Source organism: Nonomuraea zeae, assembly GCF_005889725.1.
GTDB lineage: Bacteria > Actinomycetota > Actinomycetes > Streptosporangiales > Streptosporangiaceae > Nonomuraea > Nonomuraea zeae.
On the sequence record NZ_VCKX01000257.1, the window covers coordinates 1 to 17,627 of the forward strand.

Consider the following 17,627-nt stretch of genomic DNA (forward strand, 5'->3'; position numbering starts at 1 on the left):
CCCTCCGGCCCCGCCGCCCGCCGGCTCAGCCGGCTCGTTCGGCTTGGGCGGCGATGTCCTCGCAGATGGCGTGGGTGATCAGGGCGTCGTCCGCGCTGATCACGCGGCCTTCGCGGACGGCGGACAGGAACTCCAGGCAGACCTGCTCGATGCCGCGCTGCCGGGCGACCGGCACCCAGTCGGGCCGCCGGGTGAGGATCTCGCCGCCCCGGTAGTCGATGACGTCGCCGAGGTTGACCACGCGGCGCTTGCTCCCGTCGCCCATGACCTCGCAGGTCTCCTCGTTCGCGCCGCTCGCCCGGTTCATCACGCCGATGGCGGTGAAGCCGTCGCCGGTCAGCTCCAGGACGATGTGCTCGATCAGGCCGTCCACGACGCGGGTCCTGAAGGCGGTGCCGGTGACCGGGCCGGGGGCGAGGAATCTGAGGGTGTCCACCACATGGATGAAGTCATCAAATATCGCCCGCCGAGGGACGTCAGGGTAGTTGTCGCGGTTCTTCGCCATCAGAAGGAGATGACGAGGAAGCTCGGCGAGCCCGGCGTACCCCGGCGCGTGCCGCCGGTTGAAGCCGACCATCAGCGACCTGTCCTCGGCCGCGGCCAGGCGTACGAGGTGCTCGGACTCGGCCAGCGTGTAGGCGATCGGCTTGTCCACGTAGACGTGGATACCGGCGTTGAGCAGCGGCTCGACGATCTCCGGATGGGCGTCGGTCGCGGCGTGGACGAAGGCCGCGGCCACCCCCGCCTTGATCACCTCGTCCACGTGCTGCGACCGGGCGGCGATCCGGTAGGCGTCGCCGAGCCGGTCGAGCCGGGCCCTGTTGCGGGTGCAGAGGTGCAGGTCGAGGTCGGGCTGCGCGGCGAGGACCGGCAGGTAGGCCTTCTCCGCGATGTCGCCCAGGCCGATCATGGCTATCTTCACCCGTCGAGCGTAGCCTTGAGCGCCGTCTCGATCGGCGTAGGCACGACGCCGAACGTCCGCTGGAACGCCGAGGAGTCGAGCACGTACGGCGCGGTGAACTGGTAGCGCGTGTGCCTCAGCTCGCCGATCATCGGCACGAACAGCCCCACCGCCCGCATCAGCGGCCACGGCAGCTGCGTCATTTTGGGCTCGGGCCGGCCGAGCAGCGCGGCCATCCGGCCGCCGATCTGGCGGAAGGTCAGCGGGGCCGCCGTGGGCACGTGCCAGGGGCGGCCCCAGGCCCGCTCGTCACGACCGGCCACGGCCAGCGCGTCGGCCACGTCGGGCAGGTAGGTCCAGCTGTGCGGCTGGTCGGCGGGGTGGATGAGCTGGATGGTCTTCCCGGCCTTGAGCGGCACGAGGAACCGGGCGCCCAGGTAGGACTGGTCCGTGGCGCCCGGCCCGAAGTAGTCGGAGCCGCGCACCTCGACGGCCCTGATCCGGCCCGCCTCGTGCAGGGCCAGCGCGTCCTGCCACATCTTCGCCCGCACCTGCGCCTTGGGGCTGGCGGAGACGAGCGGCAGGTCCTCGGTCATCGGGACCGACACGGGGCCGTACGGGTAGAGGTTGCCCAGCATGACGTAGACGGCGCCGCTCGACTCGGCGGCGGCGAGGAACGACTCGGCCATCGGCGGCCAGTCGGTGAGCCAGCGGTGGTACTGCGGGTTGACGCAGTTGTAGAGGACGTCGGCGCCCCTGGCGAGCTCCTTCATCCTGGCGCGGTCGGCGACGTCGGCGGCGACCTTGACCGCCCCGTCCGGGCCGCTGCCCGAGCGGGTCACCACCATGACCTCGTGCCCCTCCGCGAGGAGCTTGGTGGCCAGATGCGTACCGACCTGGCCGGAACCTACGACGACGTGCTTGCTCATGATCAGACCTGCTTCCAGATGAGGCGGAGAACTGCGTTGAGCACGAAGAGCCCGTAAAAGACGCCGGCCCAGGTGACCAGGCCGGAGGCGTAGAGCGCGAGGGCGCCGCCACCGAACCAGAGGATCTCCAGCGCGGCGCGGGCCAGGCCGGTGAGGGGGAACGTCGCGTTCGCGCCGCCGCCCGCACCGAACAACGCCCACGCGGCGATGAACAGCGCCGGCCCGCCGATCCCGGCCAGCAGCTTGACCGGCCAGCCGGCGGCCAGCGTGAAGCCCCAGTAGCCGACGGAGGCCAGCACGCCGAGCTCCAGGAAGAACATCAGCGCCGCGTTGGCGCCCTTGGCGATGGTGAGCATGGGATTCTCCGTCGGTTCTCGTCATTCGCTTACGAGAGCAATGCTCTCTCAAAAGAGCAGTGTTCGTCAAGAGCAGTGCTCTCGTTTCTTGGCACTGCTCTGATAACCTGCCGTCATGACTGCCAGCCGTACCGCCAGAGAACGCGTCAGGGCCGAGCTGACCAGAGAGATCACCGACATCGCGCGCCGCCAGCTCGCCACGGAGGGCGCGGGCGGACTGTCCCTGCGGGCCGTCGCCCGCGAGATGGGCATGGTCTCCTCCGCCATCTACCGCTATTTCCCGAGCCGCGATGACCTGCTCACCGCGCTGATCATCGACGGCTACAACGCGCTCGGCGAGAGCGTGGAACGCGCCGACGCCGGCTGCCCGCAGGACGACTTCCCGCGCCGGTGGCTGACCACCTGCCACGCGGTACGGGACTGGGCGGTGGCGCACCCGCACGAGTACGCGCTGCTCTACGGCTCCCCCGTGCCCGGCTACCAGGCGCCGCAGGACACGATCGCGGCCCGGCTGCGCGACGTGACCGTTCTCGGCCGGATCCTCTCCGACGCCTGGCGGGCGGGGGCCGTCCGGCCGCCCGGGACCGAGCCGCCCGGGGACCTGGAGCCGGAGGCGGCCACGTTCAGGCAGCTGATGCCCGAGGTTCCCGACAGTGTGATCTGGGCGGCACTCTCGGCCTGGACCTCGCTGTACGGCTGGGTCAACTTCGAGGTGTTCGGCCAGTTCAACCAGACGATCGAGAACCGGCCGGCCGCCTTCGACCACGTGATGCGCCTGGCGGGAGCGACCATGGGGCTTGCTCAGTAAGACTTATTAAGTTTAACTGAATACATGGCACGCAGGACACAAGAGCTCGGCCGCTTCACGGACGTGGCGCTGCTGGTGCTCATCAGTCTGGCCGAGGGGCAGAAACATGGCTATCGGATGATCGGCGACATAGAGGAGTTCAGCGGCACCTCGCTGGAGCCGGGCACGCTCTACGGCGCGCTGATGCGGATGGAGGAGCGCGGCTGGATCGAGCCGGTGGAGACGACCGAGCGGCGCAAGCCGTACCGGATCACCGAGGGCGGGCGCGACGCGCTGCGCGAGCAGCTCGCCACCCTGCGCCGCATCGAGCAGACCGGGATGCGGCGCGCCGGAGTCGCCTGGGGGACGGCATGATGCGCGCGATCGCACGGGCGATGCTCAGTCTCTACCCGCGGGCCTGGCGGCAGCGCTACGGCGACGAGGTCGGCGACCTGATCGCCGCGCGGCCGGCCCGCGTCCGCACGGTGATCGACCTCATTGGGGGCGCGGCCGACGCGTGGTTCCACCACAAGCGCATTCCCGGGGCCAAGCCGCTCAGGGTCCCGCTCGCGGCGGTCCTGTCCGTCGCCGGCGTGGCGTTGTGGCTCCTGTGGAGCCAGGGCGTGCGCGCCGTGGCCGGTGCCCACGGCGACTGGGCCACGGCCGCCGGGATGGGCGGGACGGCCTCGGGGGGCGGGGCCGCCGCCCGGTTGCGGGACCTGGCGACGGTGCTGCACGTGGGGGCGAGCGCCATGGCCCTGCTGTCGGTGGCCACGCTGATCATGACCTGCCACACCGCGAGCCGGCACTCCCTGTACGGGGCCGTCACCAGGATGACGGCCCGGCGGGTGGTCGTGACGGCCGTTCTGCTCGCGCTGCCCGTCGCCCTGGTGGGCCTGAGCTTCTACAGCCTCACCGCCGGGCACGCCGGCCCGCCCGTCGGGCCGCTGGGCGAGGCGATGGCGGGCGGCTTCCATACGCCGATCATCCTGGCGCTGGTGCTGTCGCTCCCCACGATCGCGTCGGGCGCGCCCTCGCTGAGCTCCGACGTACGCGGCGCCGGCAAGCTGCTCGCGGTCGCGGCCGTCAGCAACGCGATCGCCTGGGTCCCCGTCGCCATCCTGATGCTGCTGGGGATGCCGGGGGTGACCTGGCCGTTCGTGGCCGTGGCGGTGCTCAGCGCGCTGGCCGGCATCGGGATGGGCGCGCTGGCCGGCGTGAGCGCGGTGCGCCTGGGCCGGACCGCGGCGGCCGAGCTCAGCCTCGCCTGAACCCGTCAGGGTGCGCGGCGGTCCGGCATGAGCAGCGGCACGAGCACCTCGTCCACGATCTCCACGACGAGCGAGTCGGGGATGGGCGAGCCCTCGAAGAGGAAGTGGTGGCGCAGCAGCGCGTGCCCGGAGTCGAGGCGGCGAGGGGTGACGACCTCCGGGTCGACCTCGCCGCGCTCGACGGCGCGGCGGACGACCTCCTCCATCAGCCGCCTGGCCGTGCCCTGGGAGTTTCGCCGCATGGCGCCCAGCGGCGACTCTCCCCTGAGCGCCTCGCCGAGCAGCCCGCGCATCGCCTCGCCGGCCGGACCCGACAGGGCCTGCGCCGTGCGGCGGAGCATGGCCAGCAGGTCGTCGCGCAGGTTGCCCGTGTCGGGCGACGACTCGGGGGTGGGCAGGGTGTGGTAGACCGCCTCCATCACCAGCTCGATGCGCGTGGGCCAGCGCCGGTAGAGCGAGGCCTTGCTGGCCCTGGCCCGCTCGGCGACGCGCTCCATGGTCAGCCCGGCGTAGCCGGTCTCGGCCAGCTCGTCGAGCGTCGCCTGGTAGATGGCGGCGCTGAGCGCCTCGCCCCGGCGTCGTGGCTGCTTACGGTGGTCGGTGACCATGGAATGCATCCTAGGTAGCGCGGGTGACTGTCCCGGCGTTGCCGTTGACGGTGACGACCTGGCCGTCCTCCAGGACGGAGGTCCCCTTGCCGGTGCCCATGACCGCCGGGATGCCGTACTCCCTGGCCACGATGGCCGCGTGCGACCCCGCGCCGCCGGTGTCCACGACCACGGCCGCCGCCTGCTGGAACAGCGGCGTCCACGACGGGTTCGTGTACGGGCAGACGAGCACGTCCCCGCTGCCGAGCTTGACGAACTCGGCCGGCTCCCTGATCACCCTCACCGGGCCCGTCGCCACGCCGCCGCTCGCGGGCGACCCGGCGATCAGCGCGTCTCCCGTCTCCCTGGCGGGGAAGACCAGAGCCGGGTCGATGAGCCGGACGCCGGACAGCTCCTCGCGCTTGGCCGCCCGCGCCCGTACGGTCTCGCGCAGCCGCTCCGCCTCCTCGGCCGTCAGCGTGGCGACGTCCTTGATCGACTCCAGCTCCTCCAGCCGCAGGTGGAAGACGTCCTCGGGCTGCTGGAGCACGCCCGCTCCGCGCAGCCGGCGGCCCAGCTCCAGCAGTGACCTGCGCAGGACCGGCTGCGGCATCATGAAGTAGAAGTGGCTGTCCTCGCGGAAGGCGATGCCCGCCCTGGCCGCCTCGACCCAGCGCCGCATCCTGGCCCGGCCGCCGCGGGAGCGCAGCAGCGGGTGGCGGAGCAGGCGTTCGAGGGCGTCGTCCGCCTCCTTCGGCGCGGGCGGCTCGGCGGCCAGCACCCTGATCAGGCTGAGCACGGTCTCGGGCGCGTCCGCCCAGGTGGGCGGGGTGACCAGGATCGGGCTGGCGGTCTCGCGGTGGCCGTACTCGGCCAGGAACTCCCGCAGCTCCCCCGCGAAGTCCGCGGGCATCGGGTCCGCGTCGAGCGCGCCGGTGCGCCTGGCGTGCGCGGCCAGCCTCTCCAGCGCCTGGTTGGCGTCGGAGGTCCGGGTACGCGCCCCGTGCAGCAGGTCGCCGAACAGCCTGCCGCGTCCGAGCAGCTTGACCGCCAGCAGCAGCCGCAGCAGCGCCAGCCCGGTGCCGGGCAGGTAGTCCACCCGCAGGTCGGCGACCGGCTCCACCAGGGCGAGCGCCTGCCTGGGCACGGCGGTGAGCCGCTCCCACGACATCGAGGTCAGGTCGCGGGCGGCCAGCTCCTCGATCGCCGCGAGGTAGGCGCGGAAGCGCGGGTCCTGGGTCCATCGGGCGGGATCGTACTTCCTGGCCCTGGCCACCAGGCGGAACGGGGCGAGCAGGGCGGCCGCGCCGGGATGCGGCTTCGGCGGCACGAGCTGGTAGACGACGCCGTCCTCCTCCCGCAGGAAGCCGCTGAACACGCCGTGCATCCCGAAGCTCGCGGTCACCTTGCCCATCAGCCCGGCCGGGCCGTACGGGACCCAGGTCGTCATGTCGATCGGATAGGGACGCTCGGGGAGGTATTCGAGCAGGACGCTGCTGATGCGGCGCTGGATGGGGTTGAGCCTGCCGACCGGGGGCGGCGGCAGCGCGGTCATGGGGCGGGCCTGCAGGAGGTGGACCCGGCCTCCCGCGTAGGCCCACTCGATGTCCTGGGGACGGCCGAAGTGGGCCGCGACCTGCCGGCCGAGCCCGGCCAGCTCGTCGAGCACCGCGGCCGGGAGCGGCTCGGCGGGCGTGGCGGCGCCGGACTCGCGGGTGACGCCGCCGCCCGCCGTACCCCTGATGACCACCTCACGGCGGCCGGGCGTGAAGCCGGCCGGGCCCGACGGTCCGATCACGTAGTGGTCGGGGGTGACGAGCCCGGACACCACCGCCTCGCCCAGGCCGCTGCTGGCGTCGATGACGAGCTGGGTGCGGTCGCCGGTGACGGGGTTCGCGGTGAACATGACGCCTGCCGTCTCGGCCTCGACCATGCTCTGGACGACCACCGCGATCCGCACCTCGGACTCGTCGATGGCGAGCTTGGCCCGGTAGGCGATCGCGCGGTCGGTCCAGAGCGAGCCCCAGCAGCGGCGTACGGCGTCGAGCAGGGCCGGCTCGCCGACCACGTTCAGGTAGGTGTCCTGCTGGCCGGCGAACGCGGCTCCCGGCAGGTCCTCGGCGGTGGCGCTCGACCGCACGGCCACCGGGCCGCCGCCGAGCGCGGCATAGGCGTCGGCGATCGCCTGCCGCAGGTCGCCGGGGAGCTCGGCCTGCTCGAAGTACGCCCGCGTGTCGCGGCCCTGCGCGACCAGGTCGTAGGCGTGCGTGGTGACGACGAAGCCGTCCGGGACGGGGAAGGCGCTCCTGACGAGCTCGCCCAGGTTGGCGCCCTTGCCCCCTGCCATCGCCAGGTCGTCTCGGCCGAAGGCGGTCAGGGGTGCGACGAGTTTCACAGCTTCTCCTCGACGTATGCGGTGGTGCGAAGCGGACGCGCCGGCAGCGCCAGCGCGAGGAAGAACGCCACGGCGAGCAGCGGCGCCATGGCCGCGAAGATCGGGGGCACGGCCTCGGCGAAGGCCGCGCGCACGCCGGGGGGCAGCTCGGCCGGCGCGGTGGCGGGGATGCCGCCGCGCCAGGTGATCAGGGCTCCCACCAGCGCGACCCCCGCCGAGGCGCCGATCTGGCGCAGGAATGTCACTGAGGAGGTGGCGGTGCCGAGGTCGGCGTACTCCACGGCGTTCTGCGCGGCCAGCACCATGACCTGCATGACCAGCCCGACGCCCAGCCCGGTCACCAGCATCGCCCCGGCCAGCGCGAGCGGCGTGCCGCCCGCGAGCCCGATCAGCCCGAGCCCGGCCGCCGCCAGGGCCGTGCCCACGACGGGGTACGGCTTGTACCGCCCCGTCCGCGTGATCAGCCGCCCGGACGCGATGGTGGTGGTCAGCACGCCGCCCATGAGCGCGGTCACCAGCAGCCCCGCCTGCGTGGCGCTGGCGCCCAGGCCGATCTGCAGATAGGCGGGCATGTACGTGATCGTCCCGAACAGCGCGAACCCGATGACCAGGCTGATCGTCACCGGCACGGCGAACGCCCGGTTCCTGAACAGCCGCAGCGGCAGGATCGGATCCGTGGCGAAACGCGCGCTGACCAGCCACGCCGCCACCCCGGCCGCGGCGAGCAGCAGGAAGGCGGGATTCCTGGTCTGCCCGACCATCACCACGCCCACCACCGCGACCGCCAGCGTCACGGCCCCCGCGACGTCGAGCGGCGCCCGCGTGTGCGGCCTGGGCAGCCGCAGCGTGAGGCTCAGCACGACCAGCGCCAGCAGGCCGAGGGGCGGGTAGATGGCGAAGATCCACCGCCAGCTCAGCCGGTCGATGAAGAACCCGCCGATCAGCGGCCCGCACACGGCGGCCACGACGTAGGCGGCCCCGATGAACCCGAGGTAGCGCCCCCGCTCCCGCGGGCTCACGATCTCCCCCATGATCGCCTGCGCCCCGATCATCAGCCCGCCGCCGCCCACCCCCTGGATGGCCCGGAAGGCGATGAACTGCGGCATCGACGTGGCCACCGCGCACAGCACGGCCCCGGTCACGAACACCACGATGGCCACCTGCATGGTGGGCTTGCGGCCGTACCGGTCGCCGAGCTTGCCGTAGACGGGCATGACGACGGTGGCGGCGACGAGGTAGGCGCTGACCACGGCGGGCATCTGATCGAACCCGCCCAGGCCGCCGGCCACGGCGGGCAGCGCGGGCGCCATGATCGTCTGGTCCAGTGCACCCAGCAGCATCGCCAGGATCAGGCCGGACAGCACGAGGCCCATGACACCTCCCTAGAGAACGGAGCGTTCTCTAGGGAGAGTACGGTTCATCGGGAAGAAACGCAACGTTCACTATCCGGGGCGCCACCGTGGGAGCAGCCATCCCGACACCACCCCCACCCCCTTGAAGAATGGCAAACCACCCCGACTTTCCGATCTCTCGACAATATGCAATATTTCCCGAACACAACCAACCCCCTTTATCCCGGAAATTCCGGCGGCCCATACCTTTCGCCGAGGGTCGGCTTGTTCTGCTGAGACACTGTTGATTACCGTGCGAAAGTTGTTCCAGCGCCGAGCCGTTTAAGGGGAGCATTTGTGGCCGACCTCGATCACGAGGCGATGCGAGCCGTGGCGCAGCGCATCCAGCGGCTGTCCGACGAGCACTGGTGGGTGCTCGACCCGTCCTGCCGCCTGATGGCGAGCGACGCGTGGGTGGGGCCGGCGGGCGCCTGCTTCGACGCCCAGGTCCGTGCCGACCAGCGGGAGTTGCGGGGCGTGCTCGCGCAGGCCGTCCACAGCGCGAACCAGAGGCTGTCCGCGGCCCAGGACACGCCGTGACGGAGTTCACCGGGGCCAAGCCGACCTTCACCGGGGTCAAGCCGGCCGAGTTCGACGCGATGGCGGGCAGGCACGCCGAGGCGGCCAGGCGGCTGGACGAGCTGGCGCGCTCCCTGCACGGCGAGCTGCGGAGCGCCGGGCTCGACACCTCGCCCGCGGCGCGGCTGCGGCAGCTGGCCGGGCGGGTCACCTCGCAGGCCGAGGACCTGCGGCGGCGGCAGCGGCTCGTCCACGAGCTGCAGCGGCAGCAGGTCACCTTCGGCAGGAGCATGCCTGCCGGGAGCTTCGTGGCGGTGCCGGACAGCCTGGAGGCGGCCAGAGGGCTGCTGGACGGGACGCTGGCGGGCCGAGCCGCGTTGCGGTCCACGTTGCGGTCCACGGAAGGAAGCGCGGAGGCGCTGGCAGAGCTGGAAAAGTACGCGTCAAGGGCCGGGGACCCGGCGTTCGTCAAGGCGTTCCTCGACGTGCTGGGGGCCCGGGGCGTGACGCGGCTCCCCGGCTCGCTCGCCACGCAGTTGCGTGACGCCAGGATCCACGGGGACTTCGATCTCATGGCCCGGCTCTCCTGCCGGGGCAAGAAGGCCCTGCGCATGCTGAGCACGGCCCTTGCCCGAGGAACCGACCCGAAGAGCTCCGCGTACATGGGCGACGACTTCCTCGAGAACCTGGTGACGGAGGGCCGGGCCGAGCACGAGACGGGCGACACGAAGTACTCGGGTTACCAGGCCCAGGCGCTCATCTGGCGTGCTCACGACGGGAAGCCGCCGTTCTCGGGGAGGTTCATGGAGATCGTCGGGCGCGACGTGATCGTCTACGAGCACGAGCAGCGCAAGGACGAATGGGCGGCGAGCAAGGACCTGCTGGGCAGCCCCTTCGGTGCACTGCAGATCCCCATACTCGACCTGGCCGGCGCACTCGGCCTCGACGCGATGCTCAGACCGGAGCCGCAGGCGGGCAGTCCAGGCACGAAGATCCAATCGTCGGTGGTGGAGGACCTGTTTCATGCCGCGAAGTTCGGCCGGGAAGCCTCCCACGCACTGCTGAACCTGACTCCGGCCGGGTGGAAGGAGTCCGTGCTGCACTACCTGCTGACCACCCGGTGGGGCGCTTCCCGCTATCTGGGCGACTACAAGCCGATCAGCGACCTGCTGGTGACCGCGACAACCGGCCAGGACGCGACCTCCAACAAGCTGGCCGCCGAGATGACCAAGCTCCTCGCCGACGAGATGCGCGGCGCCTTCGGCAAGGCCGACAGCGGCAACCTGGAGATCAAGAACAGGGAGGCGTTCGATCGGTACGCGCCTCTGAGCTATCCCCTGGGCCGCGCGATCGCCGCCAGCATCGACGAGCTCTCCCGGCTCCTTTTGAACCACGCCACGTTCGGCCAGGTCGCGGCCGCGGACATGTCGTACGCACTGGCGCTGGCCACGGCCGACGACGGCGCTTTCGAGGCACTGATACGAGCACAGACCGAACACATGCGGGCAGCGCTCGACACGGTGCCTCCGGTCGGGCTCGATGCTTCCAACGCGGAGCGGCTCGGATTCACCGCGGCCGACGTCAAGGAGTTCGACTTCGACGAGGACGGACGGGTCGACAAGGCCGACATCATGCAATTCCTTACCGACCGTACCGTGGCGGCGGCACGTCCCTTCAGTCACCTCGTGGAGATCCGCCGCCAGGTGCTGATCGCCCAGGGACTGGACGACAAGAAGGCGGACGAGGCGCTGAAGAGCATGGTGGGCAACGCGCTGGGGCTGCTTCCGGTGCCGGGCGCCAAACAGGCAGGACAACTGGCCGCTGGCGCCTTCGGAGAAATGCTCGGCAACGGGTACGACAAGCTCGCCGGAGCTGCGTATGACGAGATGGCCAAACAGGTCGCTCAGCGGATGTTCGATCACAGACGGGGCTTGGACGAGACGCACCGGACGCTGGCGGACAATCGACTGGCGGTGGAGAGGCTGGCAGAGCAGATGCTCGCCACTGCCATGCTGAGCAAGGGGATGCTTGATGAAGTCAATATCAAGGATCAGTCGTTCACAAGCGGAAATCCGCCGACGATCAAACCTTTCGCCGAGATGAGCTCACAAGAATACAGTCAGTTCCTTGCTTGGGCTCAAAAGAAGAGCGGAGGTAGTGATCTGTTCGATCGGTTTAGCAACACTTTCCGCAGGACCAGCGAAGTGGATGACTACCTAAGTCTCCAGATTCCGTCGCCTCCCGGAGGTGGTAAATGAGGTTTGCTACGCTGATTGTTGCCCTGGCCACTCTCACGCCACTCACCACAGCCTGCGCTCCCCTGAATGACGCTGTATCCGCACCGGCCGCGGCCCCGGAACCGGTTACGGATGCTGCCCCTTACATTTGCAAGCTCGTCTCCGAGAAAGCATTCCGCTTGGTAAGCGGTGCAACGGTGTCGCTCGTCGAGAGAAATAGCGGAAATGAGAGCAGCGGTGATTGCTGGGCTCCTGATACGGCTCCTCGACCACTTGAGGTGGGCTGGCTGCAAGCGGGCAATGGGACGAGCCAGGAGCATTTGGACTTCGTTATGGATGACAGGCGTCGGCTCTACAGCAGGCATGGCGGCGTACCGCTCCCCGCCGACCTTGGTGACGGCCTGGCAGCGTACCTGCCGAATACACCATTTGCCGATCAGCCGTACCGAGTGAGTGCGAAGTTTCGCTGCGGCGACAAGCAACGGTTGATCGACATCTATCTTTCCCAAGTCGCCAAAGGCCGGGATGCAATCAAGGACCTGATCGAGCTCATGCGCATAGCTCAAAAACGCTACGGCCACCTCTACAACTGCACCCCCGGCGCCTAACACCCCACCACCCAAAACAACTCGACCGCACCCACTTGATAAACGGGTGCGGTCGAGTGATGGGTATGGGGCCTTGTGGGCGTATACCCGGAGGGCCAGACCGCCGGCAGGTCGTGCCGGGGGCGGCTACATAGGATCAGTGGTCAGCGGGAAGCGCGGTTGACCGCCGAGATGATGGCCTTGAGCGCGGCCGTGGTGGTGTTGGCGTCCACGCCCACCCCCCACAGCACCTGCCCGTTGGCCTCGCACTCCAGGTAGGAGGCGGCCTTGGCGTCGGTGCCCGCGCTCAGCGCGTGCTCCACGTAGTCGAGGACGCGCACCGAGAGGCCGACGCCCGCGATCGCGTCGATGAACGCCGAGATCGGGCCGTTGCCGGTGCCCTCGATCTCGCGGATCTCCCCGTCGAGGCGGATGTCGGCGCTGATGCGGTCCTTGTCGTCCACCGTGGACTCGTGGCGGTGGGCCAGGAGGCTGAGGCGGCCCCACCGGTTGGCCGGGTTCGGCAGGTATTCGTCGCGGAAGATCTCGTACATGGCCGTCGAGCCGATCTCGCCGCCCTGCTCGTCCGTACGGGTCTGCACGACCTTGGAGAACTCGATCTGCAGCCGCCGCGGCAGGTCGAGCTGGTGGTCGGCCTTCATGATGTAGGCGACCCCGCCCTTGCCCGACTGGCTGTTGACCCGGATGACGGCCTCGTAGGTGCGGCCGATGTCCTTCGGGTCGATCGGCAGGTAGGGGACCGCCCAGGTGAACTCGTCCACCGGCACCCCGGCCGCGGCGGCGTCGCGCTCGAGGTGTTCGAAGCCCTTCTTGATGGCGTCCTGGTGGGAGCCGGAGAAGGCGGTGTAGACCAGCTCTCCGCCCCACGGGTGGCGCGGGTGCACGGGCAGCTGGTTGCAATATTCGGTGACGCGGCGGATCTCGTCGATGTCACTGAAGTCGATCTCGGGGTCGACGCCCTGGGAGAAGAGGTTCATGCCCAGGGTGACCAGGCAGACGTTGCCCGTACGCTCGCCGTTGCCGAACAGGCAGCCCTCGATGCGGTCGGCGCCCGCCATGTAGCCCAGCTCGGCGGCGGCCACGGCGCTGCCGCGGTCGTTGTGCGGGTGGAGCGACAGGACGATCGAGTCGCGGTGCTTGAGGTTGCGGTGCATCCACTCGATCTGGTCGGCGTAGATGTTGGGCGTGGCCATCTCGACGGTGGCCGGCAGGTTGACGATGACCTTGCGGTCAGGGGTGGGCTGCCACACGTCGTTGACGGCGTCGCACACCTCGACGGCGTAGTCCAGCTCGGTGCCGGTGAACGACTCCGGCGAGTACTGGAAGTAGACGTCCACGTCGGTCGCGTCGGCGAGCTTCTTGACCAGCTTGGCGCCCTCGACCGCGATGGCGGTGATGCCGTCTCTGTCCTGGCCGAACACGACGCGGCGCTGGAGGGTGGACGTCGAGTTGTACAGGTGGACGATGGCCTGCTTGGCGCCCTCGATCGACTCGAAGGTCCGCTCGATCAGCTCCGGCCTGGCCTGGGTCAGGACCTGGATGACCACGTCGTCGGGGATCCGGCCCTCTTCGATGATCTGCCGGATGAAGTCGAAGTCGGTCTGCGAGGCGGCCGGGAAGCCTACTTCGATCTCTTTGTAGCCCATGCGTACCAGCAGCTCGAACATCTTGAGCTTGCGGTGGGAGTCCATCGGGTCGATCAGGGCCTGGTTGCCGTCGCGCAGGTCCACCGCGCACCATCGGGGCGCCTTGGTGATCGTTTGATCGGGCCAGGTGCGGTCGGTCAGCCGGATCGGCTCGAAGGCCTGATAGCGCTGGACCGGCATGTTGCTGGGCTGCTGAGCGGTCATGATTTGCTGCTCCTCGTCGGTCGGAAGAAACGGCCGACGTGCATGACTCGCTCCGCGGCGAGGGAGCCGGCCTTAGAGGCCCCCGCCGCGGCAGCTAAGAAGGAGCCCGCACAGCATGCCCTGCACGCTACCAGACGTCTCGGGATGCGCCGTCCCTGATCTCACATCGTGAGCACAGGGATCCGGGCCGGCGCGGGACAGCGCGGACCGGCCAGAGGCAGCGGGGATCGGCGGCTCAGTCGGGGACGAGGACGCTCAGGCAGGTGACGCAGCCTTCCAGCTTCTCAAACTCCGAAATATCTACGCTTGTCACGATAAATCCCCGCTTTCCGAGCAGGGCGGCGGTCTCCGGGGCCGAGGCGGCCATCAGGACGCTGTCCCCGCCCAGCGGCACCACGTGCGCGCCCGCCTCCTCCGGCGGGACGAGCAGATCCGGCAGGTCCACGCGGCCGGGGTCGCCGATGAGCGTGCCGTCGGGCAGGGCCGTCACCGCCGACTTCAGGTGCAGCACGCCGGACATGTCCACCGGGACGACCCGGCGTTCCGGCAGCAGGGCCGCCAGTTGCATGATCCCCTCGCGGTTGCTGCGCGCCGACCTCCCGACGTACACGGTCGCGTTGGCCTGCAGCACGTCGCCGCCGTCCAGCGTGCCCGGCCGCGCGATCCTGACCGTCGTCAGCCCGGCCTCCCGCACGGCCTGCTCCACGGCCGCCACCTCGGGCCGCCGCTCCGGCGCACCCGGCCTGGTCAGTACGGCCAGCCGCCCCGACACCACCAGCGTGTCCTCCACGAAGGGCGCATCAGGCAATTCGTCGGCCGCCGCCACGTACACGGGCCGCCACCCGTGGCGCGCCAGCGCGGCGACATAGGCGTCGTGCTGGGCGGCGGCGCGTTCGTGGTCCACTGGTTCGCGCTCGATGTGGGTGACGATGCCCTCGGAGATCCGAGGGCCGGGCTTTCTTACCAGCGCAATACCAGACATAGGGCGTGTTCTATCACGCAGTGATTAGAGTCTTGGACATGCGGGACGACGAGATTCTCACCAGGATCAGTGATCTGGTCACCGAGGAGCACGATCTGCGCGGCAAGCTGACGGCCGGCGAGGTCACCTCCGACGAGGAGCGCAACCGGATCAAGCAGCTGGAGACGGCGCTTGACCAGTGCTGGGATCTGCTCCGGCAGCGCAGGGCCCGGCGCGGCGCGGGCGAGGACCCCGACAACGCCGCCGCCCGCCCCGCGAGCGAGGTCGAGAACTACCGCCAGTGAGCGGTTAGTACGCCGCCGCCTCGGAGAGCGGGAGTCGGCCGGTCAGCCCCATCGGGCTGACCTGTAGGTCTGACCCGTCGGTCTGACCCGTCGGTCTGACCCGAGGCGCCCATCGTTCAGGGTCATGTCCTCCGGGGCGCCGCCGTTCGAGGCGCCGCTCTCCATGGTCCCTGGCCGGGGGCGTTCGGTGTGGGTCCGCGGTGCGCGAGCCGGACTCCGTCCCCGTGGCGGAAATTCGTTCGCTCCGGGTCGCTGCCGTGCGATTTCCTGGACCCATGATGATTCAGCCCATCGACCCCGCCAGCCAGGGCGATCTCATCACCGGCCTGTACGACGCGTACATGGCCGCCGGCACCGACAACGCCGGCCCTCAGGTCCCGTTCGCCCGTTTCCGCCGTGAGCTCTGCCTGGACAGCCCCGCGCAGCGAGCGGAGGTCTGGGCGGTGGTCGAGGACGGCAAGGTGGCCGGCGGCTACTGCCTGTCGCTCTACCGGCTCGACAACACCCACACCGGCAGGGTCTTCCCCCTCGTGGTACGCCCGGAGCACCGCGGCAGGGGTCTCGGCTCGGCCCTGTTCGAGCACGCCGCAGAGCGCCTGCGGGCCGATGGCAGGCGCCTGATGCTGACCGAGACGCCGTCCGCCGGCGCGGGCGCCCGGTTCGCCCATGCGCGCGGCATGACGGTCGCGCTCGTCGAGGCCCGCCGCACGTTCGACCTGCGTACGGCCGACTGGGCGGCCCTGGAGCGGATGGTGCCCCAGGTGGCGGGCTACAGCCTGGAGCAGTGGATCGGCCCGGCGGGGCCCGAGCTGCTGCCCGACCTCGCGACCCTGATGAGCGGCATGAACGACGCCCCGCGCGACGACGACGTAGAGGACCAGCACTTCAGCCTCGACCGCATCCGCGACCGCGAGCAGCGGATCCCGGACAGCGGCCAGACCTGTTACACCACGATCGCCCGCCGCGACTCCGACGGCGCCCCGGCCGGTTACACCCGCATCTGCCTCAAGGCCGACCGCTCCGACGGCTGGGGCGCCCAGACGGACACGACGGTGCTGGCCGGGCACCGGGGCCACCGGCTGGGCCTGCTGCTCAAGCTCGCCAACCTGTTCTGGCTGCGCGAGCGTGAGCCCCATCTGGAGCGGATCATCACCTGGAACGCCACTTCCAACACCCACATGCTGGCCATCAACGAGGCGATGGGGTTCGAGTTCTTCGACGAGTGGAACCAGTGGCGGCTGAGCGTCTAGCCCGCCGGGCATGGAGCATCCAGCGGCCCGGCCGATAGCCTGGGCCCCTATGACCTTGGCGGTGTTGAGAGACGGCGACCCCCGGCAGGTGGGGCCGTACACCCTGCTGGGTCGGCTGGGTGAGGGCGGCATGGGCGTCGTCTACTTGGCCCGCGACCCCGGTGGCGCGCGGGTCGCGGTCAAGCTGATCCGCGCGCGGATGGACGCGGACGCCGACTTCAGGCGGCGCTTCGTCAGGGAGGTCGCCGCCGCCAAGCGGGTCGCGAGATTCTGTACGGCCCCCGTGCTCGACGCCGACGCCGAGGGGGACGTGGCCTACCTCGTCACCGAATACGTCGAGGGGCAGAGCCTCGTCGACGCCGTCCGCGAGGCCGGGCCGCTGCGCGGCTCGGCGCTGGACGGGCTGGCCGCGGCGATGGCGATGGCGCTGCGTGCCATCCACGGGGCCGGGGTGGTGCACCGCGATCTCAAGCCGTCGAACGTGCTGCTCTCCCAGGTGGGGCCCAAGGTCATCGACTTCGGGCTCGCGCAGCTCATGGAGTCGGACGTGAGCAGCGCGATCGTGGGGACGCCGTCGTTCATGTCGCCCGAGCAGGTGTCGGGCGCGCGGATCGGGCCGGCTGCGGACATCTTCGCGTGGGGCGGCACGGTGGCCTTCGCCGCCAGCGGGCTCCCGCCGTTCGGGTCGGGCTCGATGCCGACGGTCCTGCTCCGCATCGTCAACGAGCCGCCGGACCTGCGTGGCCTGTCGGGGCCGCTGCGGGACCTGGTGCAGGCGGCCCTGTCCAAGAATCCCGCCGAACGCCCTACGGCCCAGGAGCTGATGGACCGCCTCAGCATGTCCTCCGTGCCCGTCTCGACGCCCTTATCCGCGGCTCCCGGCGTCCCCGGACCGAGGTCGCAAGGCACGGGTGCGGCGGCCACGGAGCCTGGAGGTGCGTCCCAGGCGCAGGGCTCCACCTCAGCCCCTGCGGAGAGAGCGGCACCGGTGAACAGGGCGGTGCCTGCGGACAGTGCGGCGCCGGTGGAGACGACCGTGCCCCCCGAGGTGGCAGGGCGTGACACGGCCGCCCCCAGTAAGGGCAACGGCGAGGGCCAGGGCGGCGACGGCAAGAGCAGTGCCGGCGGTAAGAGCAGTGCCGGCGTCGAGGCGCGGGCGACGTCCGGGCGGCGGCGTCTCCTCACGGCCGCCGCGGCCGTGGTGGTCGCGGTCGCCGGCGTCTCCGCGGCCCTGATGTGGCGCAACCAGAGCGCCCCCTCCACCGCCCAGACCGCCACAA

Annotated in this window: 17 protein-coding genes; 9 read left to right on the plus strand and 8 right to left on the minus strand. The window is 70.5% G+C overall.

Going from position 1 to position 17,627, the window contains the following annotated elements; translation table 11 throughout:
* Positions 1-25: 25 nt before the first annotated feature.
* From ETD85_RS47990 to ETD85_RS48000, 3 genes are read right to left on the minus strand one after another with little or no spacing between them, the layout of a single operon-like run.
* Positions 26-922 (minus strand): Gfo/Idh/MocA family protein, encoded by an 897-nt coding sequence (locus ETD85_RS47990; protein ID WP_138696539.1) that lies wholly within the window; start codon positions 920-922, stop codon positions 26-28.
* Positions 919-1,830: an NAD-dependent epimerase/dehydratase family protein gene (locus ETD85_RS47995; RefSeq protein ID WP_138696540.1), complete on the minus strand. Its 912-nt coding sequence runs from the start codon at positions 1,828-1,830 to the stop codon at positions 919-921. The genes ETD85_RS47990 and ETD85_RS47995 overlap by 4 nt, the downstream gene beginning before the upstream one ends.
* A gap of 2 nt (positions 1,831-1,832) precedes the next feature.
* Positions 1,833-2,186 (minus strand): YrdB family protein, encoded by a 354-nt coding sequence (locus tag ETD85_RS48000; protein WP_138696541.1) that lies wholly within the window; start codon positions 2,184-2,186, stop codon positions 1,833-1,835.
* 115 nt (positions 2,187-2,301) lie between these two features.
* Between ETD85_RS48000 and ETD85_RS48005 the strand changes: the two genes are divergently transcribed.
* From ETD85_RS48005 to ETD85_RS48015, 3 genes are read left to right on the plus strand one after another with little or no spacing between them, the layout of a single operon-like run.
* A complete protein-coding gene (locus ETD85_RS48005; protein WP_138696542.1) occupies positions 2,302-2,994 on the plus strand; it encodes a TetR/AcrR family transcriptional regulator in 693 nt (230 codons plus the stop codon).
* A gap of 24 nt (positions 2,995-3,018) precedes the next feature.
* Entirely contained in the window at positions 3,019-3,348 is a 330-nt protein-coding gene (locus tag ETD85_RS48010) for a PadR family transcriptional regulator (RefSeq protein ID WP_138696543.1), read from the plus strand.
* Positions 3,345-4,244 carry a hypothetical protein gene (locus ETD85_RS48015; protein ID WP_138696544.1) on the plus strand — a complete coding sequence of 300 codons (900 nt, stop codon included), beginning with the start codon at positions 3,345-3,347 and terminating at the stop codon, positions 4,242-4,244. Before ETD85_RS48010 ends, ETD85_RS48015 begins: the two co-directional genes overlap by 4 nt.
* 5 nt (positions 4,245-4,249) lie before the next feature.
* Here the strand turns inward: ETD85_RS48015 and ETD85_RS48020 are convergent, their stop codons facing one another.
* From ETD85_RS48020 to ETD85_RS48030, 3 genes are read right to left on the minus strand one after another with little or no spacing between them, the layout of a single operon-like run.
* Positions 4,250-4,852 (minus strand): TetR/AcrR family transcriptional regulator, encoded by a 603-nt coding sequence (locus ETD85_RS48020; protein WP_138696545.1) that lies wholly within the window; start codon positions 4,850-4,852, stop codon positions 4,250-4,252.
* A 10-nt stretch (positions 4,853-4,862) separates the two neighbouring features.
* Positions 4,863-7,226, minus strand: coding sequence for a PEP/pyruvate-binding domain-containing protein (locus ETD85_RS48025; protein ID WP_338087246.1), 2,364 nt, complete (start codon positions 7,224-7,226; stop codon positions 4,863-4,865).
* On the minus strand, positions 7,223-8,599 hold the full coding sequence (locus ETD85_RS48030; RefSeq protein ID WP_138696546.1) for an MDR family MFS transporter: 1,377 nt from the start codon (positions 8,597-8,599) through the stop codon (positions 7,223-7,225). The genes ETD85_RS48025 and ETD85_RS48030 overlap by 4 nt, the downstream gene beginning before the upstream one ends.
* Before the next feature lie 315 nt (positions 8,600-8,914).
* Between ETD85_RS48030 and ETD85_RS48035 the strand changes: the two genes are divergently transcribed.
* From ETD85_RS48035 to ETD85_RS48045, 3 genes are all read left to right on the plus strand, one after another.
* Positions 8,915-9,157 (plus strand): hypothetical protein, encoded by a 243-nt coding sequence (locus ETD85_RS48035; RefSeq protein ID WP_138696547.1) that lies wholly within the window; start codon positions 8,915-8,917, stop codon positions 9,155-9,157.
* Complete coding sequence (locus tag ETD85_RS48040) at positions 9,154-11,394, plus strand: hypothetical protein (RefSeq protein WP_170247238.1); 2,241 nt, start codon at positions 9,154-9,156, stop codon at positions 11,392-11,394. Before ETD85_RS48035 ends, ETD85_RS48040 begins: the two co-directional genes overlap by 4 nt.
* 176 nt (positions 11,395-11,570) lie before the next feature.
* A complete protein-coding gene (locus tag ETD85_RS48045; RefSeq protein WP_138696549.1) occupies positions 11,571-11,981 on the plus strand; it encodes a hypothetical protein in 411 nt (136 codons plus the stop codon).
* Between the two features lie 143 nt (positions 11,982-12,124).
* Here the strand turns inward: ETD85_RS48045 and leuA are convergent, their stop codons facing one another.
* Both leuA and ddaH read right to left on the minus strand, forming a co-directional pair.
* Positions 12,125-13,831, minus strand: coding sequence for a 2-isopropylmalate synthase (gene leuA, locus ETD85_RS48050; protein ID WP_138696550.1), 1,707 nt, complete (start codon positions 13,829-13,831; stop codon positions 12,125-12,127).
* 235 nt (positions 13,832-14,066) lie between these two features.
* Positions 14,067-14,813, minus strand: a complete 747-nt coding sequence (gene ddaH / locus ETD85_RS48055; RefSeq protein ID WP_138696551.1) for a dimethylargininase — start codon at positions 14,811-14,813, stop codon at positions 14,067-14,069.
* A 38-nt stretch (positions 14,814-14,851) separates the two neighbouring features.
* Between ddaH and ETD85_RS48060 the strand changes: the two genes are divergently transcribed.
* From ETD85_RS48060 to ETD85_RS48070, 3 genes are all read left to right on the plus strand, one after another.
* Positions 14,852-15,097 (plus strand): DUF2630 family protein, encoded by a 246-nt coding sequence (locus ETD85_RS48060; RefSeq protein WP_138696552.1) that lies wholly within the window; start codon positions 14,852-14,854, stop codon positions 15,095-15,097.
* Between the two features lie 275 nt (positions 15,098-15,372).
* Positions 15,373-16,347 (plus strand): GNAT family N-acetyltransferase, encoded by a 975-nt coding sequence (locus tag ETD85_RS48065; protein ID WP_138696553.1) that lies wholly within the window; start codon positions 15,373-15,375, stop codon positions 16,345-16,347.
* A 49-nt stretch (positions 16,348-16,396) separates the two neighbouring features.
* The coding region (locus tag ETD85_RS48070) for a serine/threonine-protein kinase (protein ID WP_170247239.1) at positions 16,397-17,627 on the plus strand (1,231 nt) is incomplete at its 3' end.

Coding starts and splice junctions, on each gene's coding strand:
- ETD85_RS47995 (WP_138696540.1), bottom strand. CDS start 1,830: ATGAGCAAGCACGTCGTCGTAGGTTCCGGCCAGGTCGGTACGCATCTG.
- ETD85_RS48000 (WP_138696541.1), bottom strand. CDS start 2,186: ATGCTCACCATCGCCAAGGGCGCCAACGCGGCGCTGATGTTCTTCCTG.
- ETD85_RS48005 (WP_138696542.1), top strand. CDS start 2,302: ATGACTGCCAGCCGTACCGCCAGAGAACGCGTCAGGGCCGAGCTGACC.
- ETD85_RS48010 (WP_138696543.1), top strand. CDS start 3,019: ATGGCACGCAGGACACAAGAGCTCGGCCGCTTCACGGACGTGGCGCTG.
- ETD85_RS48015 (WP_138696544.1), top strand. CDS start 3,345: ATGATGCGCGCGATCGCACGGGCGATGCTCAGTCTCTACCCGCGGGCC.
- ETD85_RS48020 (WP_138696545.1), bottom strand. CDS start 4,852: ATGGTCACCGACCACCGTAAGCAGCCACGACGCCGGGGCGAGGCGCTC.
- ETD85_RS48030 (WP_138696546.1), bottom strand. CDS start 8,599: ATGGGCCTCGTGCTGTCCGGCCTGATCCTGGCGATGCTGCTGGGTGCA.
- leuA (WP_138696550.1), bottom strand. CDS start 13,831: ATGACCGCTCAGCAGCCCAGCAACATGCCGGTCCAGCGCTATCAGGCC.
- ddaH (WP_138696551.1), bottom strand. CDS start 14,813: ATGTCTGGTATTGCGCTGGTAAGAAAGCCCGGCCCTCGGATCTCCGAG.
- ETD85_RS48060 (WP_138696552.1), top strand. CDS start 14,852: ATGCGGGACGACGAGATTCTCACCAGGATCAGTGATCTGGTCACCGAG.
- ETD85_RS48065 (WP_138696553.1), top strand. CDS start 15,373: ATGATGATTCAGCCCATCGACCCCGCCAGCCAGGGCGATCTCATCACC.